This window comes from Pedobacter polaris (assembly GCF_005116505.1).
Classification (GTDB): Bacteria; Bacteroidota; Bacteroidia; order Sphingobacteriales; family Sphingobacteriaceae; genus Pedobacter; species Pedobacter polaris.
This window is the reverse complement of record NZ_SWBR01000006.1, coordinates 71,301-91,545: the sequence shown is the minus strand read 5'-3', so window position 1 is coordinate 91,545 and position 20,245 is coordinate 71,301. Positions and strand designations below refer to the sequence as shown.

At 33.8% G+C, this 20,245-nt stretch carries 23 protein-coding genes; 4 read left to right on the top strand and 19 right to left on the bottom strand.

Going from position 1 to position 20,245, the window contains the following annotated elements; translation table 11 throughout:
- The first annotated feature begins 55 nt into the window (after positions 1-55).
- On the top strand, positions 56-1,285 hold the full coding sequence (locus FA048_RS19065; protein ID WP_136844143.1) for an ABC transporter permease: 1,230 nt from the start codon (positions 56-58) through the stop codon (positions 1,283-1,285).
- Positions 1,286-1,309: 24 nt separating this feature from the next.
- Here FA048_RS19065 and FA048_RS19060 read toward each other — a convergent pair whose 3' ends face one another.
- Genes FA048_RS19060 through FA048_RS19035 form a run of 6 tightly spaced genes read right to left on the bottom strand, consistent with a single transcriptional unit; the run spans position 1,310 to position 6,994 of the window.
- On the bottom strand, positions 1,310-2,047 hold the full coding sequence (locus FA048_RS19060; RefSeq protein WP_136844141.1) for a tyrosine-protein phosphatase: 738 nt from the start codon (positions 2,045-2,047) through the stop codon (positions 1,310-1,312).
- A 2-nt stretch (positions 2,048-2,049) separates the two neighbouring features.
- Positions 2,050-3,102 (bottom strand): dTDP-glucose 4,6-dehydratase, encoded by a 1,053-nt coding sequence (gene rfbB / locus FA048_RS19055; protein WP_136844139.1) that lies wholly within the window; start codon positions 3,100-3,102, stop codon positions 2,050-2,052.
- 3 nt (positions 3,103-3,105) lie between these two features.
- Positions 3,106-3,672 carry a hypothetical protein gene (locus FA048_RS19050; RefSeq protein ID WP_136844137.1) on the bottom strand — a complete coding sequence of 189 codons (567 nt, stop codon included), beginning with the start codon at positions 3,670-3,672 and terminating at the stop codon, positions 3,106-3,108.
- Positions 3,673-4,692, bottom strand: coding sequence for a UDP-glucose 4-epimerase GalE (galE, locus tag FA048_RS19045; RefSeq protein ID WP_136844135.1), 1,020 nt, complete (start codon positions 4,690-4,692; stop codon positions 3,673-3,675).
- Positions 4,692-5,681, bottom strand: a complete 990-nt coding sequence (locus FA048_RS19040) for a UDP-glucuronic acid decarboxylase family protein (RefSeq protein WP_136844180.1) — start codon at positions 5,679-5,681, stop codon at positions 4,692-4,694. Before FA048_RS19040 ends, galE begins: the two co-directional genes overlap by 1 nt.
- On the bottom strand, positions 5,681-6,994 hold the full coding sequence (locus FA048_RS19035) for a UDP-glucose dehydrogenase family protein (RefSeq protein ID WP_136844133.1): 1,314 nt from the start codon (positions 6,992-6,994) through the stop codon (positions 5,681-5,683). The genes FA048_RS19040 and FA048_RS19035 overlap by 1 nt, the downstream gene beginning before the upstream one ends.
- Before the next feature lie 65 nt (positions 6,995-7,059).
- On the opposite strand from FA048_RS19035, the gene FA048_RS19030 reads away from it, so the two are divergent.
- Positions 7,060-8,268 carry a 3-deoxy-D-manno-octulosonic acid transferase gene (locus tag FA048_RS19030; protein WP_136844132.1) on the top strand — a complete coding sequence of 403 codons (1,209 nt, stop codon included), beginning with the start codon at positions 7,060-7,062 and terminating at the stop codon, positions 8,266-8,268.
- Here the strand turns inward: FA048_RS19030 and hemH are convergent.
- Both hemH and FA048_RS19020 read right to left on the bottom strand, forming a co-directional pair.
- A complete protein-coding gene (gene hemH / locus FA048_RS19025) occupies positions 8,265-9,278 on the bottom strand; it encodes a ferrochelatase (protein WP_136844130.1) in 1,014 nt (337 codons plus the stop codon). The genes FA048_RS19030 and hemH overlap by 4 nt on opposite strands.
- A 112-nt stretch (positions 9,279-9,390) precedes the next feature.
- The gene (locus tag FA048_RS19020) at positions 9,391-10,239 is read right to left on the bottom strand and encodes a 4-hydroxy-3-methylbut-2-enyl diphosphate reductase (RefSeq protein ID WP_136844128.1); all 849 of its coding nucleotides are present in this window, start codon (positions 10,237-10,239) and stop codon (positions 9,391-9,393) included.
- A gap of 150 nt (positions 10,240-10,389) precedes the next feature.
- On the opposite strand from FA048_RS19020, the gene FA048_RS19015 reads away from it, so the two are divergent.
- A complete protein-coding gene (locus FA048_RS19015) occupies positions 10,390-11,343 on the top strand; it encodes a Fic family protein (RefSeq protein ID WP_136844126.1) in 954 nt (317 codons plus the stop codon).
- 164 nt (positions 11,344-11,507) lie between these two features.
- Here FA048_RS19015 and FA048_RS19010 read toward each other — a convergent pair whose 3' ends face one another.
- Positions 11,508-12,017 (bottom strand): phosphoribosyltransferase family protein, encoded by a 510-nt coding sequence (locus FA048_RS19010; protein WP_136844124.1) that lies wholly within the window; start codon positions 12,015-12,017, stop codon positions 11,508-11,510.
- Positions 12,018-12,150: 133 nt separating this feature from the next.
- Here FA048_RS19010 and FA048_RS19005 point away from each other — a divergent pair, with 133 nt between their 5' ends.
- Positions 12,151-12,867, top strand: a complete 717-nt coding sequence (locus tag FA048_RS19005) for a head GIN domain-containing protein (protein ID WP_136844122.1) — start codon at positions 12,151-12,153, stop codon at positions 12,865-12,867.
- A gap of 143 nt (positions 12,868-13,010) precedes the next feature.
- Here FA048_RS19005 and FA048_RS19000 read toward each other — a convergent pair whose 3' ends face one another.
- The 10 genes from FA048_RS19000 to FA048_RS18955 form a co-directional block, all read right to left on the bottom strand.
- The gene (locus FA048_RS19000; RefSeq protein WP_136844121.1) at positions 13,011-13,424 is read right to left on the bottom strand and encodes a hypothetical protein; all 414 of its coding nucleotides are present in this window, start codon (positions 13,422-13,424) and stop codon (positions 13,011-13,013) included.
- Positions 13,425-13,428: 4 nt separating this feature from the next.
- Complete coding sequence (locus FA048_RS18995) at positions 13,429-13,995, bottom strand: hypothetical protein (protein ID WP_136844119.1); 567 nt, start codon at positions 13,993-13,995, stop codon at positions 13,429-13,431.
- On the bottom strand, positions 13,992-15,422 hold the full coding sequence (rlmD, locus tag FA048_RS18990; RefSeq protein WP_136844117.1) for a 23S rRNA (uracil(1939)-C(5))-methyltransferase RlmD: 1,431 nt from the start codon (positions 15,420-15,422) through the stop codon (positions 13,992-13,994). The genes FA048_RS18995 and rlmD overlap by 4 nt, the downstream gene beginning before the upstream one ends.
- Positions 15,423-15,564: 142 nt before the next feature.
- A complete protein-coding gene (locus FA048_RS18985; RefSeq protein ID WP_136844115.1) occupies positions 15,565-15,675 on the bottom strand; it encodes a phenylalanyl-tRNA synthetase subunit alpha in 111 nt (36 codons plus the stop codon).
- A 749-nt stretch (positions 15,676-16,424) separates the two neighbouring features.
- Positions 16,425-17,513, bottom strand: coding sequence for an NAD(P)H-dependent flavin oxidoreductase (locus FA048_RS18980; protein WP_136844113.1), 1,089 nt, complete (start codon positions 17,511-17,513; stop codon positions 16,425-16,427).
- Between the two features lie 11 nt (positions 17,514-17,524).
- Positions 17,525-17,905 carry a nuclear transport factor 2 family protein gene (locus FA048_RS18975; protein ID WP_136844111.1) on the bottom strand — a complete coding sequence of 127 codons (381 nt, stop codon included), beginning with the start codon at positions 17,903-17,905 and terminating at the stop codon, positions 17,525-17,527.
- A 72-nt stretch (positions 17,906-17,977) separates the two neighbouring features.
- Positions 17,978-18,712, bottom strand: a complete 735-nt coding sequence (locus FA048_RS18970; protein WP_136844109.1) for an SDR family NAD(P)-dependent oxidoreductase — start codon at positions 18,710-18,712, stop codon at positions 17,978-17,980.
- 4 nt (positions 18,713-18,716) lie between these two features.
- Entirely contained in the window at positions 18,717-18,935 is a 219-nt protein-coding gene (locus tag FA048_RS18965) for a tautomerase family protein (RefSeq protein ID WP_136844107.1), read from the bottom strand.
- A gap of 11 nt (positions 18,936-18,946) precedes the next feature.
- Positions 18,947-19,483 carry a YceI family protein gene (locus FA048_RS18960; protein ID WP_136844105.1) on the bottom strand — a complete coding sequence of 179 codons (537 nt, stop codon included), beginning with the start codon at positions 19,481-19,483 and terminating at the stop codon, positions 18,947-18,949.
- 102 nt (positions 19,484-19,585) lie between these two features.
- On the bottom strand, positions 19,586-20,164 hold the full coding sequence (locus FA048_RS18955; RefSeq protein WP_136844103.1) for a Crp/Fnr family transcriptional regulator: 579 nt from the start codon (positions 20,162-20,164) through the stop codon (positions 19,586-19,588).
- Positions 20,165-20,245: the final 81 nt, after the last annotated feature.

Here is a 20,245-nt window from a genome sequence, read left to right as displayed (position 1 = left end):
GTCTTAACAGCGGGACTTTTTATTTTTATACCCGTTAGCATATTATTTCCATCAAATGACGTATACAGAAAATGTAAGACTTGCACTACAATCTATTAAGAGCAATCGTCTTCGTACTATTCTTACAGCCTTAATTATTGCAATTGGCTTATCCGCTTTAGTGGGTATTTTAACAACAATCGATGCTATAAAGACAAGTATGACAGAAGCTTTTTCTAGTATGGGTGCAAATTCATTCAATATAAGAAATAGAGGAAGTGGCATTAGAATTGGAAATGGAAAACGACCAAAACCCTTCAAATCAATACGTTATGAGGACGCTGTCAAATTTAAAGAAAGGCTAAATGCTCCTGCTATAGTATCGGTAAGTGTCTTTGCAAGTGGAGGTTCCACTGTTAAATATAAGCAAGAGAAAACAAATCCAAATATAAACATTCAGGGAATTGATGAAAATGGTTTAGGTTCACAGGGGCTTGACCTTTCATTAGGAAGAAATTTCACAAATACCGAAGCCTTAACAGGAAATAATATATGTATTGTTGGCAGTGAAATAGCGAAAACTGTATTTAAAAAGGAAGATCCATTAGACAAAATTATTAACGTTGGAAATAATAAATTTAAGGTAGTTGGTGTACTTGCTGAAAAAGGTTCTGGAATGGGGCAAAATACTGACAGAGCTGTTTATGTACCTCTTTATAAAGCTAAAATCATTAATTCAAATGCAAATCCATCTTATACTATAACTGTAAATGTTGCAAGTAAAGACATTATGGATAATGTTATTGGCGAAGCAACTTCTACTTTTAGGAATATTAGAAAGGTAAAGATAAAGCAACCAAATAATTTTGAAATTACCAAAAGTGATTCTGTTGCTCAAACATTAGATGAAAATTTAAAATATGTAGTTTGGGGCGGTATTGCAATTGGCGTAATTACTTTAATTGGAGCATCTATTGCGCTAATGAACATAATGCTTGTTTCTGTTACTGAACGTACTAGGGAAATTGGAATTAGAAAAGCCATTGGTGCAAATCCATCAGTAATTAGGAAACAGTTTTTAATTGAGGCTGTAGTAATTTGCTTAATGGGTGGAAGCCTTGGTATTTTGCTGGGTATTGGTATAGGAAATCTTATTTCTTTCTCTATGGGTGGTTCATTCTTAATGCCTTGGGAGTTTATTATAGGTGGTTTTCTATTGTGTGTTGGCGTAGGGATTGTTTCAGGCTTCTATCCTGCTAAAAAAGCATCAAAACTTGATCCGGTTGAAGCACTACGTTACGAATAATTCTGTTTACAATTAAATTGAAACTTATAATAATAAGTTATGCATTTGGGGTTCAGATAAAATCTTTTGTACTCTATCTAAATGCAAACTTTCTTTAAGCGCATCTGCATGACGAGGGTGATGCATGTCACTTCCTATTAAATCAATGCAATAATTATCTACCAATTCTTCTGCCGCTTGTTTACAGCTCTTGCCATAATATCCAGTTAAAGAGATTATGTTTAACTGTAAAAGGCAACCGGTATCTCTTATCTGTTGATAGTTTTCTATGCCACTATAGTAATAAGGATAACGTTCTGGATGCGCTAAAACTGGCTGGTAACCTGCATCTTGCATTTTAGCAATCACATCAAAAACATTATGAGGCTGATTAATAAAAGAAAGCTCGAATAAAAGATATTTTTTGTCGCCAAAAGTTAACACATCTTTTTTCTCGATTTTGTTCTCAAAAGTTTCGTCGAGATAATATTCCGCAGCCGCACTAACCTCAAGATCAATATTATTCTCCAATAATCCTTCTCTCAAAATGTCCAATGCTTTATTTATGCTTTGTGGTGTATTGCGAAAATAATCTGCCATGATATGTGGTGTAGCGATTAATTTCTTATAACCCAATTCTTGGAAACGGTTGGCCAAAATTAAAGAATCGCTTAAATTTTTAGCTCCATCATCTATACCCGGCAGGATATGGGAATGCATATCCGTTCTGATAGATGAAAAGTTAAATACAGGTTCTTTCTTCTTTTTTAACCAATTTAGCAAACTTACCTCCCTTTATATTGATTATCGTAATAGGCTTGATAATTACCCGAAGTTACGTTATTTAACCAATCTTCGTTCTCTAAATACCAATCTACCGTTTTTGTAAGCCCATCTTCAAACTGTAAACTTGGCACCCAATCCAATTCATTCTGTAATTTAGTAGAATCTATTGCATATCGCAAATCATGGCCAGCCCTATCTGTTACAAATGTAATCAGTTTTGCAGACTCTCCCGACTCACGGCCCAACTTTTTATCCATTATATTGCACAATAAATAAATCAAATCAATATTCTTCCATTCGTTGTGCCCGCCTATGTTATAGGTCTGGCCAGTTTTGGCCTCATGAAATATGACATCAATTGCCCGGGCATGATCTTCAACCCAAAGCCAATCACGTACGTTTTCACCTTTACCATAAACAGGAACGGGCTTATTTTTTTTGATATTATTTATGGCCAGCGGGATTAACTTCTCTGGGAAATGGTTCGAACCATAATTATTAGAACAGTTAGAGATTACAACATTTAATCCATAAGTGTCATGGTATGCCCTCACAAAATGGTCTGAACTTGCCTTTGATGCAGCGTATGGACTATGTGGATCATATGCTGTAGATTCTGTGAACATCCCTTCATCTCCCAATGCCCCATAAACCTCATCGGTACTTACGTGATAAAATCTCTTTTCATTGTAACTACCCTTCCAATACTCTCTAGCAGCATTTAACAGGTTTACAGTTCCAATCACATTAGTCATTACAAAGGCAGATGGATCTATTATGGAACGATCTACATGGGACTCTGCCGCTAGGTGGATAACCGCATCAAAGTCTTCAACCTTAAAAAGGTTATTTATTTCATTTGCTTCAGTAATATCTGCTTTAATAAACCTATAGTTATCTTTATTTTCAACATCTGTTAGGTTTGCTAAATTACCGGCATAAGTAAGTGCATCAAGATTTATGATTTCATATTGCGGATATTTGTTTACAAACCTGCGCACTACATGTGACCCTATAAAACCAGCACCTCCGGTAATTAAAATTTTCTTCATATTTTATATTTGTTCTGGCAAACCTAAGTTGTTTGCCACACCTGCCATATTTTCAGTATATATTTTTGCCAAAAGTTTATTCATATCATCCTTAAGGTCATATTGCAAGTCTTCATGCAATTTATAGAATTTACGTAAGGTTATTAGTGTAGCTTTTACAAAATATGTTCCAAAAAGTTGTTCATAATTTTTATAAGCTGAAAAGACACCTGATTTAAATTTTGTTGTAGTATTATTAAAAAGAAAAATTCTTAATTCAACATCTTCAAAATTAGTCTTAGTTACTCTAAAATTATGATTAACAGCTTTAGCCAACTTACGTAAAATTGTTAAAACTTCCTTTGCATTGTTATTTTTTGATGATTTTAAGTTTTGCATTGTTTGCAAGATGTGATCTTTTATTGCTGAAACCCTATCTCTTAAATTACTTTCATCCTCAAGTAATAAAAAATGCAAATGTTCTGTGAGCACCTTATCTTTTGCCACCAAGCGAAGTAAGAGTTTATCTTTTTCTTTTGGTGGTAAAGCTAAAATTTCTATTTTAAGTTCTTTGTGCTCACTTAGCTTCATTTAAAAAGGGTTTTCTCTTAAATATTTTTCCCAATTCCAAGCAGAGCTTAACATATCTTCTAAACCTAGTTCGGCTTTCCAACCTAAAACATTGTTAGATAGGGTAACATCTCCATAAGTTTGCTCAATATCTCCTTCTCTCCTTGCACCAATTGTATAATTTAGTTTTTCACCAGTAGATTTTTCAAATGCGCTTATGATCTCTAAAACAGATGATCCCTTTCCTGTGCCAACATTAAATATTTCAAAATTAGCTCCTGCTTTGCTTTCTAACCTCTTTATAGCTGCAACATGTGCCTTTGCTAAATCTACAACATGAATATAATCTCTAATTGCAGAACCATCTGGGGTATTGTAATCATTACCAAATACTGTAATTGCACCACGTTTACCTATTGCTGACTGTGTAATAAAAGGAACTAAATTTTGCGGAACGCCAATAGGTAGTTCTCCAATTAAAGCAGATTTATGAGCACCAACTGGATTGAAATAACGCAAAGCGATTACATTTAAATCTGGTGTTACTGCACAAGCTTCTTGTAAAATTTCTTCTGCTATTTGTTTAGTATTTCCATATGGTGATTCGGCTTTTTTAACTTTTGCCAATTCATTTACTGGTAATTGATCTGGCTGGCCATAAACTGTACAAGATGATGAAAAAACCAATTGTATTTTACTGTTAAAAGCTGTTAAGATATTAATTAGTGAGAAAAAATTATTTCTATAATATTTTAAGGGTTGCTGAACAGATTCACCTACAGCTTTAAATGCAGCGAAATGAATTACACCAGTTATGTCTTTATTTTGATCAACAAATAAGTTTACCGCATTTTCATCACACAAATCAATTTTAAAAAACTCAGGTTTCTTACCTGATATTTTTTCAATTTGTTCTAATATTTTAGGATCTGAATTAGAAAAATCATCAACTACTACTACTTCATAGCCAGCATTAAATAATTCTACAACGGTATGAGAACCGATATATCCGGTACCTCCAGTAACTAATATTTTAGCCATTATTTATTATAAGTTTTAAAATTTTTGTGTTCTTTATTAATTAAGGCCTCATGAGGTAAAGATTTAAAATATTCATATGTTATTTTTAATCCTTCTGCTCTTCCAACCTTTGGTGTCCAGTTTAATAGCGCTATGGCTTTTGTTATATCTGGTCTACGCTGCTTTGGATCATCTGTTGGCAATTCGTGGCAAACAATTTTCTGAGTAGTTCCAGTTAATTTTATAATTTCTTCTGCAAAATCCATCATGGTAATTTCATCGGGGTTACCAATATTTACTGGCATAGCATAGTCACTAAATAACAACCGATAAATTCCTTCAATCAAATCATCTACATAGCAAAAAGATCTGGTTTGGCTGCCATCTCCAAATACTGTAAGATCCTCTCCTCTTAAAGCCTGACCAATAAATGCTGGCAATACTCTACCATCATTTAGGCGCATTCTTGGCCCATAAGTATTAAAAATTCTTACAATCCGCGTTTCTAGTCCATGAAAAGTATGATAAGCCATTGTCATAGCTTCTTGAAAACGTTTTGCTTCATCATAAACTCCGCGAGGGCCAACTGGATTTACATTTCCCCAATATTCTTCAGGCTGAGGATTTACAGTTGGATCTCCATATACTTCTGAAGTTGATGCAATTAACAGTCTTGCATTTTTTGCTTTAGCTAAACCTAATAAATTATGAATTCCTAAAGAACCAACTTTTAAGGTTTGAATTGGAATTTTTAAATAGTCTATTGGACTTGCTGGTGAGGCAAAATGAAGGATATAGTCTAAATTACCAGCAACGTGAACAAATTTAGAAACATCATGATGGTAAAATTCAAAATTTTCTAATTTGAATAAATGTTCGATGTTCTGCAAATCGCCGGTAATTAAATTATCCATTGCAATTACATTAAAATCTTCTTTGATAAATCTATCGCATAAATGTGATCCGAGAAACCCCGCTGCACCAGTAATTAATACCCTTTTACGTTCCATCATTCTGTTATTAATCTTCTACCAACACTATTGTAATAATAGCCTAAATCAATCATTTTTTGCAAGTCGAAAAGATTTCTTCCATCAAATATTGTTTTGTTGGTTAAAATGCTATCCATTTTCTCAAAATCCGGATTGCGGAATACAGACCATTCAGTAGCAATCAATAAAGCATCGGCGTTTTGCAATACATCATATTGGTTTTCAGCAAAGCTGATCTTATCTCCAAGTATTGCTTTTACGTTATTCATTGCTTCTGGATCGAAAGCCGAAACAGTAGCCCCATTTTTTATCAATTCATCAATGATATATAAAGCAGGTGCTTCTCTTATATCATCCGTTTCAGGTTTAAACGCTAAGCCCCAAAGAGCAAAATGCTTGCCCTTGATATCACCTTTGTAATACTTTAATAATTTATCTACTAAAACTGTTTTTTGTTTTTCATTTACATTCATTACGGCTTTCAAAATCTGAAAGTCATATTGATGTGCATCTGCTGCAATGGCTAAAGCTTGTACATCTTTCGGAAAACAGCTCCCTCCATATCCAATTCCTGGAAAAAGAAAACGCTTACCAATTCTATCATCAGAACCTATCCCTTTTCGAACTGCATCTACATCTGCACCCACAATTTCGCAAAGATTTGCAATCTCATTCATGAATGTAATTTTAGTTGCCAAAAACGAATTTGCAGCATATTTAGTTAGTTCAGAAGAACGTTCATCCATAAAGAAAATCGGATTGCCTTGGCGAACGTATGGCGCATATAATTCTGCCATTAGCTTTTGAGCTTTTTCACTTTTGGTGCCAATTACTACGCGATCTGGTTTCATAAAATCATCAACTGCTACACCTTCCCGTAAAAACTCTGGATTAGACACCACATCAATCTCGACAGTTGTATGTTCTTTAAAAACCGCTTGAACTTTATCAGCTGTCCCAACAGGAACAGTAGATTTATTTACAATTACTTTGTAAGTTGTTACCAGTTTAGAAATGTCTTTTGCTGCACCTAAAATATAAGAGAGGTCCGCCGCTCCATCTCCACCTGGAGGCGTTGGCAAAGCCATAAATATAATTTGGGCTTCTTTAACTGCAAGCGCTAGATCTGTTGTAAAAGAAAGGCGGCCTTGAGCAATATTGCGATGAAAAAGTACGTCTAGGCCTGGTTCATATATTGGAACCTCACCATCAATCATCTTTTGTACTTTTGCTTCGTTAATATCTACACAAATTACATTATTACCGGTTTCTGCTAAACATGTTCCAGTAACCAAACCAACATATCCTGTTCCAATTACAGCTATCTTCATATATTATTTGAAGGTTTTAAATTTATTCATTTATCTTGCAACGAAGATAAGAAATAAGACGCAAAATGCTTGGGATTTATAATATTGGAGTTGTACTGTATGGTTTTCTACTTAGGATTGCCGCACTTTTTAACCCTAAAGCAAAATTGTTTGTAAATGGAAGAAAAAACATTTGGGAACAAATTAAAACTAAAACTAAGCCTAATGATAAGCCTATTTGGTTTCACTTTGCTTCTTTAGGAGAATTTGAACAAGGAAGACCTGTTTTAGAAAACTTAAAAAGTAAGGATCCTGAGCAAAAAATAGTTGTAACTTTTTTTTCCCCATCAGGTTATGAAGTAAGAAAAAATTACCCGTTAGCAACTGTTTTTTATTTACCATTGGATACTCAAAGCAATGCAAGAAAGTTTATTCAGCTTGTAAATCCCAAACAAGCTATATTTACCAAGTATGAATTTTGGTTTCATTACTTTAAAGTATTAGATGAGAATCAAATCCCTCTTTATTTAATTTCTGGAATTTTTAGACCCAGCCAAGTATTTTTTAAATGGTATGGCGGTTTCTATAAGGGCATATTAAAATTTGTAACTCATTTTTTTGTACAGAATACTGAAAGTGTTTCTCTTTTAAAAAGTATTGGTATAGATGAAGTAAGTTTAAGTGGAGATACGAGGTTTGATAGGGTGTATGAGAATGCACAACTTCCTAAAAGGCTAGAGCTAATTGAAAAATTTTGCGGCAATTCTGCTGTATTTATTGGTGGAAGTACTTGGTTACCAGATGAGAAATTATTGGTCTCCTTAGTTCAAGAACATACTGATTGGAAATTTATCATCGCTCCACATGAAATTGGTGGGTCACATATCCAGGAAATTGAAAATCTTTTTCCGAAAGCAGTTAAATTTTCATCCATCAACACTCAATTTCAGGATGCTCAAATTCTAATTATAGACAATATTGGAATGCTTTCTTCATTGTATCAATATGCAAAAGTAGCATATATTGGTGGGGGCTTTGGGGTTGGTATCCACAATACATTAGAAGCCGCAGCGTTTGGTTTGCCAATAATTTTTGGGCCTAAATATGATAAATTTCAAGAAGCAAAAGATCTGATAAATATTGATGCAGCAAAAAGCATTTCAACTCAGGAAGAATTAAACCATGCATTTGAGTTATTTAAAGAAAATGCTCAAGCATCCGCAATTGCGAAAAATTATGTAGAACAGAAAAAAGGAGCTACAGAAATGATTATTGAAAAACTATTAAATAATTAACTTACAGCCATTTCTGCTAAAGCTTCTATAAACTTAGGATGATCATTTAAACTTTCTACCAATTGAACATGCTCACCACCTAAGGTTTTAAACTCTTCATGGTACTCTACTGTAATTTCATATAAAGTTTCTAAGCAATCTGCCACAAAAGCAGGGCTAAAAACCAATAGTTTTTTTTTGCCTTCCGCCGCTAATTTCTTTAAAACATCTGTTGTATATGGTTGTACCCAAGGCTCTTTACCCAGCCTCGATTGAAAACAAACTGTGTATTTATCTTTATCGATTCCCATTTCTGCCGCAATTAAGCTGGCCGTATGATGGCCTTGTGCAGAATAGCAAAATTTATTGGTATCGTTATAAGTCTGGCAACAATCAGCATTTTTTAAACAATAATTTCCGGTGTGATCACATTTTAACAATTGTCTTTCGGGCAACCCATGAAAGCTAAATAAAACATGGTCATAGTTTTCTGGTTGATGCTTTTTTGCATTCTCAGCAAAAATTTCAATCATTTGTCTATTGTCATGAAACGAACTTACAAATGAAATTGGTGGAATAGTTGGCCATTTGCTAACCAATTCCATTACCAATTGCATTACCGAACCAGAACTAGCTGAAGCATATTGTGGAAATAAAGGAATTACTTTAATGCTCTTAACCAGCCCAGCTTTAAGATTTGCAAGCGCATTTTCTATTGATGGGCTTTGATAGCGCATTGCTAATTCAACATGATAGTCATCACCTAATTTTTCTTGCAATAATTTGGCTTGAATTTCACTATAGTACAATAAAGGAGAACCATTTTCTCCCCAAATTTCTTTATATAGTTTTGAGGTTTTAGGACTACGGAAAGGAACTATAATTCCTTTAACCAATAACATACGGTTAAGTTTAGGAATATCAATTACCCGCTCATCCATTAAAAACTGATCAAGATATTTTCTTACATCTTTTGTTTCAGGACTATCTGGTGTACCTAAATTGACTAATAAAACTCCCTTTTTACTCATAAATATATTTTGTTTGGCGAATATACGCTAAAGGTTAAACCTGTTTAAAAGATAATGGTTTGTAAATCTTTTAAGAATGAATATTTACTTTTTGATGATTGAGAAGGAAAAATTATAACGATTCTAGCTCTAATTTAACTTTCTCCATTAACCACATTGGTGTAGATGTTGCTCCACAAATGCCAATCTTATCATTTATAGAAAACCATTCTGGATTTAATTCTTCAACATTAGAAATAAAATATGATTCTTGATTATGCTTTTTGCAAACATCATATAACACTTTCCCATTAGATGATTTTTTCCCAGACACAAATATGATTTTATCATAATTTGATACAAACTTTTCTAACTCTTCATAACGATTGGAAACTTGTCTACAAATAGTGTCATTTGCTTTTAAATCGAAACCCCTACTAATTAGCTCATCTTTAATTTGATAAAACTTATCTACACTTTTTGTGGTCTGACTGTATAAGGTAATATTGCGAGGCAATTCTACATGATCTAACTCTGCTAAATCTTGAAAAACAATAGCTTTTCCATTCGTTTGACCTTGTAATCCAATTACCTCTGCATGACCATGTTTACCAAAAATTAGAATTTGCTCATCATCATCATGAGAATTTTTAATTCGGTTTTGCAGTTTCAAAACAACTGGACAAGAAGCATCAATTAAAGTAAGGTTATTTGCAAGCGCTAATTCATAAGTTGAAGGAGCCTCTCCATGCGCTCTAATTAATACTTTTTCATTATGTAATTGATGTAACTGCTCATGATCAATAATTTTTAAGCCTTTTGCTTTTAAACGTTCTACTTCTTCATCATTGTGTACAATATCGCCTAAACAATATAGATGCCCTTCGTTATCCAGAATATCCTCGGCCATGTCTATTGCATACACAACACCAAAGCAAAAGCCAGAAGATTTATCTATTGTTACGTTTAAATTGTATCCCATTTTAAATTGTTCCAATTAAGCTTACAAAAGTACATAAAATGAGATTGAGATTTTAACAAATCAAATTATTGAAAAGCAATGTTTTGTAAAATAATTTTTAATATCGGATACATAATTTTTTTATACTGAACGATATTAGTATATTTGGGGGTGTGGGAATTTGACTTAAAAGATTTAACAGAGTTGCAACCTCAAATAGATAGGTTGTATGAAAAAAAAGCAAAGCTAGATACTGCTAGACCTTTGCCTAGCAGCGCTTTGTTAAAAATTAAAGAAGATTTAACATTAGAATGGACATACAACTCTAATAGCATTGAAGGAAATACCATAACGTTAAAAGAAACTCAGTTAATTTTACAGGAAGGAATTACCATTCGGGGCAAATCTTTACGAGAGCACTTCGAGGTACACAATCACGAAAAGGCAATTGAGTATTTATATACCTTAGTAAATGATAATTATACGCTACGCAGTATTGATATTTTAAACCTACACGGCTTGGTATTGCGCAGTATTGAAGATGATTTTGCTGGACGTTTAAGAAATGGTGGTGTTCGCATTATGGGTGCAAATTTTACTCCACCAAATGCAAGCAAAGCGTCTATCCTTTTTGATGAATTAATAGATTTTGTAAATAAGAATCCTTTAGGTTTAGATAATTTGATACTAACAACCATTTTTCATCATAAATTAGCTTGGATACACCCTTTTTTTGATGGCAATGGCCGTACCGTTAGACTTGTCATGAATTTACTTTTAATGCGTAAAGGTTTTCCGCCAGCTATTATCTTAAAAAATGATAGAAAAAAATATTATGAAGCCCTAAACCAAGCTAACAAAGGAAGCTATCATAAGCTTTGTTTGTTAATGTTGCAGGCATTAGAGCGTTCATTAAATATCTATTTAAATGTTTTACCTGGCAATTATTACAATTACGAGCCTATTTCCTCTATAATTGAAGAACCTGGTGCTAAATATGGACAAGAATATGTGAGTTTATTAGCTCGTACTGGTAAAATTGATGCTTATAAAGAAGGAAGAAATTGGTTAACTACAAAAGCTGCTATAGAAGACTACATAAACGCTAGAAAACGGGAGAGGTAATCATTTACCCCAATTCTTCTTGTCTGAAACTACCTATCATATCTTCAGCAAAGATTATATCTTTTTAAGTATATGAAATTGTTTATCGGAGCTAATTAATTGCATTCAAACAAATCATCTATTTTAAAAACCTTATCTCCAGCTGCGTATTTTTTTTATAATACCTAACTCAAATAGACTCTATCTTCTTCTCCCTCAACATCCATTACCACATCCACATGTTCCTTTAAAATGGTGGCTAATTCTAGGCCAACAAAATCTGTTGCGATTGGGAAAATTTTATGACTTCTATCTACCAAAACAACCGTACGTATTTTTTTATGTGGTGTATTTAAGAAAACGCCCAATCCATAAGCTAGGGTTTTACCACTGTTTAAAACATCGTCTACCAGAATAATCACTTTATTTTTCCATTCACTTTCTGGTAAATCTGTTTTAGCTACTAATTTGCTATTCTGTTTTTCGAGATCTACACGTAAAATTGTAACCTTAAATGTTGCAATTTGTTGTAATACTGTTTGTAAGCGAAGGGCTAATTTGTAACCACGATCCCAAATTCCTGCAAGGATAATTTCTTTTTCATCTAAATTATCCTCTAAAATCTGGTAGGCGATTCTATTAATCTTCTGAGCAATTTGTTGTTTATCGAGAATTAAGACTTGATTATTCGGCATGGCATGGCATTATTACGCATTACAAAAGAACGACTTTAAGCCTCAAAAACAAACACAAAAAAATAATTTCATTTTTCTGCAACGTTTCTATAGGTAGTTGCGTCTAATAAACACAAACCTTAAAGATAAAATCATGAAATTATCAACCTTATTAAAAACCAGTGCACTCCTATTATTAGTTGTTGGTTTAAATAACAGCCATGCTATAGCTCAAAATAGTAGAAACGTAAGTGTAAAAACTTTTAATGGAGTAACAGTGAGTAGCGGGATTGATTTATACATTACCCAGGGAACAAATGAAGCTTTAACAATTAAAGGAGAAGATAATTTAATTAAAAATGTAGTTGTTGAACAAAGTGGCAGTGTACTTACCATTAAATACAAAGAAGGCCTTAACTGGGGTAGTATGTTTAAAAATCAAAGCATTAAAGTTTATTTAAATTATAAAACCTTAAAAAGTTTAAGTGCAAGTGGTGGCTCAGATGTATATACGCAGAATAATTTAAAAGCTGATATTCTAAATCTAAAAGCTAGTGGTGGTGCTGATTTAAAATTAACACTTTCTGTTAAAGATTTAACCTTAACCATTAGTGGTGGTAGCGATGCTGAATTAAAAGGTAGCGGTGAAAACTTGCAAGCTACTGCTAGCGGAGGCTCTGACATTGATGCTTTTGGCTACGTGGTTAACAATGCAAGAGTAACTGTAAGTGGTGGTAGCGATGCAAATATTTACGTAAACAAGGCTTTAGAAGCGGGCGCTAGTGGCGGCAGTGATGTAAATTACAAAGGAAGTGCTGTTTTGAAAAAGACTTCTTCATCTAAAAGTGGAGATGTACATCACGTCAATTAAGCTCTAATCGCTTAGAGAAGACTTAAAGAAAATAATTTTAGTTTAGTTTTAGTTAAAAAGCCAATATTGTGGATGCAATATTGGCTTTTGTTATGTTTTATTATTGGCTCTTAGACGGTATACTATCAACCATTAACTATCTTTTATTTCTCTTTTGGGTAAGGATAATACACAAAGTTTGCTCCTTGCGGTACAACCACAAAAACACACATATAATTTTCAGGCTTTTTATAGGTCTTTAAAAATTGCTCTTTCTTATCAGGATGAATAATTCCTTTTTGAATAAATTCTTCTAATGTAGATGCTTGGATGGTCCAGTCTGTATTTAAATCGGCTTTGTTTAAAATCACCTCGCCGATGCTTACTTCGTGCTGATGGGCAATAAAAATCGGATGTAAAGATATTCCTTCCATCATAATCTCTACAGCAACCTCTTTAATCGAATCTGCGTAAAAAGTTAAATCCTTTTCTAAACTAATTAGCGGACTTTTCTTTTCTTTTTTTGGTACTCCATTTTCTTCTTGGCCTAAATTGCCTAATAATTCCTCGCTCTCCATATGCTTAAAACTTAATCTCTTTTTTTAGTGTAATAAATTTATCATCGGTTAAGCTATCTGTTAATAAGCCGTAACCTTTTTCTGTTTTAATTATTCTTTTGTTTAGTGGGTATTTATCTGAGCAGAAATACATGCTCCCCTGTTTAATCAATTTCCAATTGCCTTTTTTAATTGAATACAGATTTATACTTGCCCAACAACTGCTAAACCAATCTGACTTTAATAACAATTCTGGTTTCCCATCACCATCTAAATCATCACATAAAAATAACGATGCACCAATGGCATTTTTGTGGGTAAGTATGGGAAAGTCTTTATTAGAGAAATACACATAAGTTAAATATTCCTTTCTTTTATCACCAATATCATCTTTAATGGGCTTTGGCTTACAAACAAAAGCAGTATCTGTTTTATTTAGTAATACGGTATCAATAATCCCATCTTTTGCTTTAACCCAAACAGAACCTAAGCTTGAATCAGCTTTTCCTATTATTGTCTCTTCTTTTTTAGCCTCTCCTTTACAAGCAGCTAAAAAAACAATAATTACAAAACCAATCCAGGCGTATTTCATGATCTTAGTTTTAGCAAAACTACATTTTCCACATGTTGCGTATGCGGAAACATATCTACAGGTTTAATTCGTAATACTTCGTATTTTTCTTTCAGTAAGGCTAAATCACGTGCTTGTGTAGCTGCATTACAACTTACATAAACAATTTTTTCTGCTTCCATTTCTAACAATCTCTCTACTACATCTGCATGCATGCCAGCCCTTGGAGGATCTGTAATTACCACATCTGGTTTACCATGTTCTGCAATAAAATGGCCTGTTAAGATATCTTTCATGTCACCTGCATAAAAAATGGTGTTGTTAATTCCATTTAACTCTGCATTAAATTTTGCATCTTCTATCGCTGTTGGCACATACTCTATGCCTATAACTTGTTTAACACCACTAGCTATAAAATTGGCAATTGTTCCGGCACCGGTATATAAATCATAAACCAATTCATCACCTTTAAAACCTGCAAATTCTTTGGTTATTTTATATAACTCATAAGCTTGCTCCGAATTGGTTTGATAGAATGACTTTGCACCAATTTTAAATTTAACTACGCCACCATCTACTGGCATTTGCTCAAAAATATGATCTCTACCTGCATAAGTAATTACATCTTGATCAAAAATAGTATCGTTCTTTTTTTGATTTTCAATGTAAAGTAAAGCTGTAATTTCTGGAAATGAAACTTTTAAATGCTCCATTAATCCATTAATTTGCTCTTGCTCGGCATATGCAAACACTACAACAACCATCACTTCTCCGGTAGACGAAGTTCTAATGATCAGGTTTCTTAATGCACCTTCGTGGTTACGTAAATCGTAAAAACTGATATCATTTTTTAAAGCATATTCACGAACTCTTAAACGCAAACTATTGCTTGGTTCTGCTTGTAAATAACAATGCTCAATATCTAAAATTTTATCAAAACGTAACGGAACGTGAAAACCCAAGGCATTCATTTCTCTACCTTCAGCTTCAAATTCCATATCGGTTGCATTTAACCAACGTTTATTCGAAAAAGTATATTCTAATTTATTTCTGTAATATCTATTTGATGCAGAACCTAAAATTGGTTCCATTGCAGAAGTATCAATTTTTGCTAAACGTTGTAAAGCAGCTTCTACATTTTTATGTTTAAAACGCAATTGAGCATCATAATCCATGTGTTGCCATTTACAACCCCCACAAGTGCCAAAGTGACTGCAGAAAGGATCTACACGATATGTTGATGGTTTTTGTATGTTCTCTATGATAGCCTCAGCAAAGTTCTTTTTCTTTTTAACCACACGGATATCAACCACATCACCTGGAACGGCTTTATCTACAAAAATGACTAATTCGTCGGCTTTGCCTACGCCTTTTCCTTCTTCTGCAATATCAATAATGCTTAATCCTTCAATACGGATTGGCTCAGCATTTCTTCTGTTTCTACTCATTGTTGCAAAGATAGTAAAAAGAGTATTGAGAAGTGAGATATGAGACTGGTGAGTTAATATAACTCCACTATTAAAATTGAAGCACTATAATTCCTTTCGAGTTGAGGGAACTCGTGAACAATAAACAAATTAGATAGTGAATTTATTTACCAAAGATTTTAAGGATTAACCCAAAAGTACCTTCTAGCCAATTAAATTTCATATCGAATTGTTCATCAACCATTACAGAAATTTCTAGTGTCTCTTTACTCATTTCAATAGATTTATGATGATAATATTACAAATATAGGCTATTATATACCAAAAACCAAAACGGTATATGTTAATTTTCTGTTAAGTTAGTTGAATGATTTGAAAAGCAGGTTTAACGCTGTTTTTAATGGAAGTTTCGCAATTCACTGCAATCTTTTTATGATTCGACTACACTTAGGACGACAAAAAATGATTTTCGTTTATGATCGGGTTTTACAAAAGTAGGCCATCACAGTTTGAGGTTACCTTGTGCAGAAAAGATGTATCAACAATTAAAACTTGGATATATGTGCTTATCAAAAGAATAATAACAGCTTATTAACAGCTTCACTTTTAGTTCTAACTTCATTCGCATTTGAGACACAGTTAGTTCGGGTTCAATTGTCATAAGCCCGAACCAGGCCCGAACTAACCCCGACTAAAGTGCGTCTAAAAGGTTAACCTTTTATCATTCTTTTACGATGCAAATATGAAGGATAACACAACAGATTATGCCCGCTGCATTGCCAACCGAAAATGGCTAGAGCATATGTGTTTAAACTTGTAGTTAATTAAAATTTTAAGCTTTAATAGTTAAACTCTTTTGAAAATATTGAATTGAGTTTTGATTATTAGTACGAACAACAACAGAAGACATCAACAAGTCACAATAAAAATCTAAGGTCAAAAACTTAACCAATTACAGATTGATAATTTCATGTTATGATGCAAGGTCTTCTAAATAGCGTGCATGATCTCTTTTAGCAATTATCATTGAACCTTTAATTGCTCGAAACAAGTTGTTGTTTCTTCTAGTATCGACCTCATCAACTCAGCTGCTTTTTTGTATTTTAGTAAGGGAGCAATTTGTCCACCCCAGAACAAAATCATATCCCACTTTTCTTGTTCAATAGCTGCTTGTCTTAAGTGAGACATATATTTTGTTTGCAATGGGAATGGCAAGAAATCTTTCTCTTTATGAATGAGGTCTTTAGCAATTCGACTAGTTATTCCCCTACCCAATCTTCCTGTAAATGCTCTGGACAAGGTAGTGTATTTTGCTGCATCCGAAAACAGCATTTGTTTATGTTTGGGAGTAGCATTAGACTCGTCGGTAGCCAAAAAAGCCGTACCAATTTGAGCAGCATCAGCGCCCAACATCAATGCCGCAGCCACACCCTTACCATTCGCAATACCGCCAGCTGCTATAACTGGGGTTTTCACTTTTTCTTTAATTAATTGTAGCAATACAAATGTTCCGGTTGTAGATGACTCTGCCGGTCTGAGGAAGGATGGACGATGTCCTCCTGCTTCAAAACCTGAGGAAATGATCAGATCAACACCCGCTACTTCTAATGCGATAGCTTCATCTAATGTAGTTGCAGCACCAATAGTAACAATTCCTTGTCTATGACATTGCTCAAGGATATCTGCTGATGGGATACCAAACATAAAGCTAAATACTGGAGGTTTTTGATGAAGGATTACTTCAACCTGATTTTCAAATCGAGATTTAAACGGTTCTGGTTTTCCAGGCATGGCAATTCCCAATTCATCAAAATATGGCTTAAATAATACTTCTACCTTTTTAAAATGTTCATCTAATACCGAACCATCTACTGTATCTGTATCTGAAACCCATAAATTGATATTATAAGGTTTATTTGTTGATGCTTTTATTTGCTGATCTACTTGAATAATCTCTTCCGGAGTTAATGTATAAGCGCCATAACCACCAAGTCCGCCTGCATTAGATACAATTGATACCAGCTCAACGGATGACAGATTACCACCGAAGGGTCCTTGCAAAATAGGGTATTGAATACCTAATATTTTGGATGCTTCTGTTTGATACCACATAATTTAAAATTTTAGTCGGCAATGTCTGTCATCATCTTATTAACAATTACCCAGCGGTTATCTAATTTATGAAATGATAGGAAATCTTCATAATTAAACTCATACATTTTAACTCGAACCCTAGCAATAGCGATGGAGTTAATTACATGAATTGATGTAATTGTTCCTTTAAATAATTTACCTGAATCTTTCGGGCTTTGGCGGTGTTGCACAGCATCCAGATATTGGTCGAGTGTTTTTGCATAAGCTTGCCCTTTTACATCTCCAAACAATAAAGCGCCAGGATTTAAAACTTGTTTTAATTTATCAACATCACCTTCATAGATTCCTTTGAAATAATATTTTTCTAGCATCTCAGTAATTGCTAATAATTCTTGCTGATTATTTTCCATTTTCTTAAAATTTTGTGCTTTTGATAACAGCGTTGCTACAAATGAATAGCAGTTAGTAAAAGCGTTCTCCTATTAATTTAAGTGATGACCGGCTCCCATTCCACCATCTACATTGATGGTAGCACCACTAATAAAATTACTTTTGGCAACTAAAAAAACCATTTCTGCAACATCATGTACCTCACCTACGCGGTTTAGCAAGTGTAATCCTGCACTCTCATCTACAGTATCGCCATGCATAGGAGTACGAATTGTACCAGGTGCAATGGTGTTAACCCTGATATTATTTTTACCAAATTCTGCTGCTAACTGTAGGGTAAGTGCATGTACTGCACCCTTAGAAGCCATTTGTGCAGTAATATTTGCTCCACCTAGCGCATGGTTTACCAATGGCGTGCCTATATTGATAATCACCCCATCTTGTTGCTTAATCATTTGTGGGATGATAGCCTGCGTAGTAAAAAATGTACCTTTTAAATTTGTATCTAAAAATTTGTTAAGGTAAGCCTCATCTACTTCTAAAAATGCTCTGGTTTCGAAAATACCTGCATTATTGACCAATACATCTACTGATCCAAATTTTGCAATAGCGGTAGCCAAAAGCTGTTTGCCTGTTTTTTTATCGCTTATATTACCAGCAACCAACGCTAGATTTTCTCCTCCCCCTAATTCCTGATAGACTTCTTCTAATTTCTCACTAGTTAATGAATTGATCACTACGTTGTCGCCATTTGCTAAAAAGTGACGAGCTATTTCTTTACCTATACCAGATGAGGCACCAGTAACAATTATTGTTTGCTTTTTCATCGTCTTATTTCTTTTCAGCAGTTATACCTTTTTCTCTCAATACTGATACTTGTTCTCCAGCATGTCCCCAATCATCCAAATCAATTTCTTGGATTACAACAAATGTTAATTGTGGATCTTTATTCAAAACAGTTGTCATTAGATCAGTTACTCCCTTAATTAAAGCTTGTTTTTGCGCTCTTGTAACTCCCTCACGAGTTACTTCTATTTTTATATATGGCATGGCTATAATTTTTATGCTAAAATGGTTTCACTTACCTCTTTAGCGGTTACACTTACATTTAGTTCGAAATCATTGTAGATTAAAGTATCACCTAAATCCTTAAAGAAATTGCCTGAACGAAATCTCATTTCATATTTAGTACGGTCAACCATTAATTTACCTGTCGCTGTTAACACACCTTCTTTTAAGCTAATGTCTGCATCAAAACCAATTGGATGTGTGATACCTTTGATAGTTAGGTTAGCCTCGATATGTTTACCGGAAACAGAAATGATTTTTAATGTGGCTTCTGGGAATTTTTGACTAGAGAAGAAATCATCAGATGCAAGGTGACCTGCAAACTGAGCATTAGTTGTGGGATCGGTTACATCAAGTATGACAATGGATGTAGTGTCTATGGTGAAGTTACCATCTATTAGTTCGCCATCGCTTAAAATAAGTTCACCTCCTTTTATACCAATAGTACCATCATGTGCACCTGTTACTTTTTTCCCTACCCATTGAATGCTGCTTTGAGCATTTAGCACTTCAAATTTTTGATTTTTCATTTTCTTTATGTTTTAATTACAACACAAAGTACGGGAGGATTTTTGAGGTGCTAGCGTGACCTACATCACATTTGAAAGGTGCTATTGTTTATGTGATGTACATCACTTTTCAGAACTATATAATCGACTAAGTGTTTCTCTTGAAACACCTAAATAAGCTGCTATGAGATTTTTGGGAACAATGTTATAAAGTTCGGGATACATTTTTAGCAATTCCTCATACCTATATTTAACATTGTTGTTCATCAATGATAATAACCTTTTTTGGGTTGCCACATATCCTCTATTTGTTCTCCACCTAAAAAAATGTTCTACTGAATGAAGTTCATTACATAATTTTTCTCTATCACTATTGGAGAGACAAAGCACTTCTGCATCAGTGATACAATCGAGATTTATAGTAGCTTTTGTATGGTTATAAAGTGCATTAAAATCAGATGCCCACCAAGTAGGCATGGCGAACTGAAGGATGTACATTTTTAGGTCATCGTTGATGAAGAAAGATTTTAAGCATCCTGAAATTACAAAGTATTCGCAGTCTACGTTATCGCCATCACTAATGATCGCTTGTCCTTTTTTATAACTTTGTTTTTTAAAATGCGAGAAAAAATAATCAAACTGCTCATCAGTTAGCTGCGTTATCTTACAGACATGATTTTTTAAGATTTCTTTCGCTTCCATACACAGCATTAATTATATAGACAATACTTCAAAGTTAGGATTCTTATAAATAAATTTATTATCACCCGTTAAAATATAGAA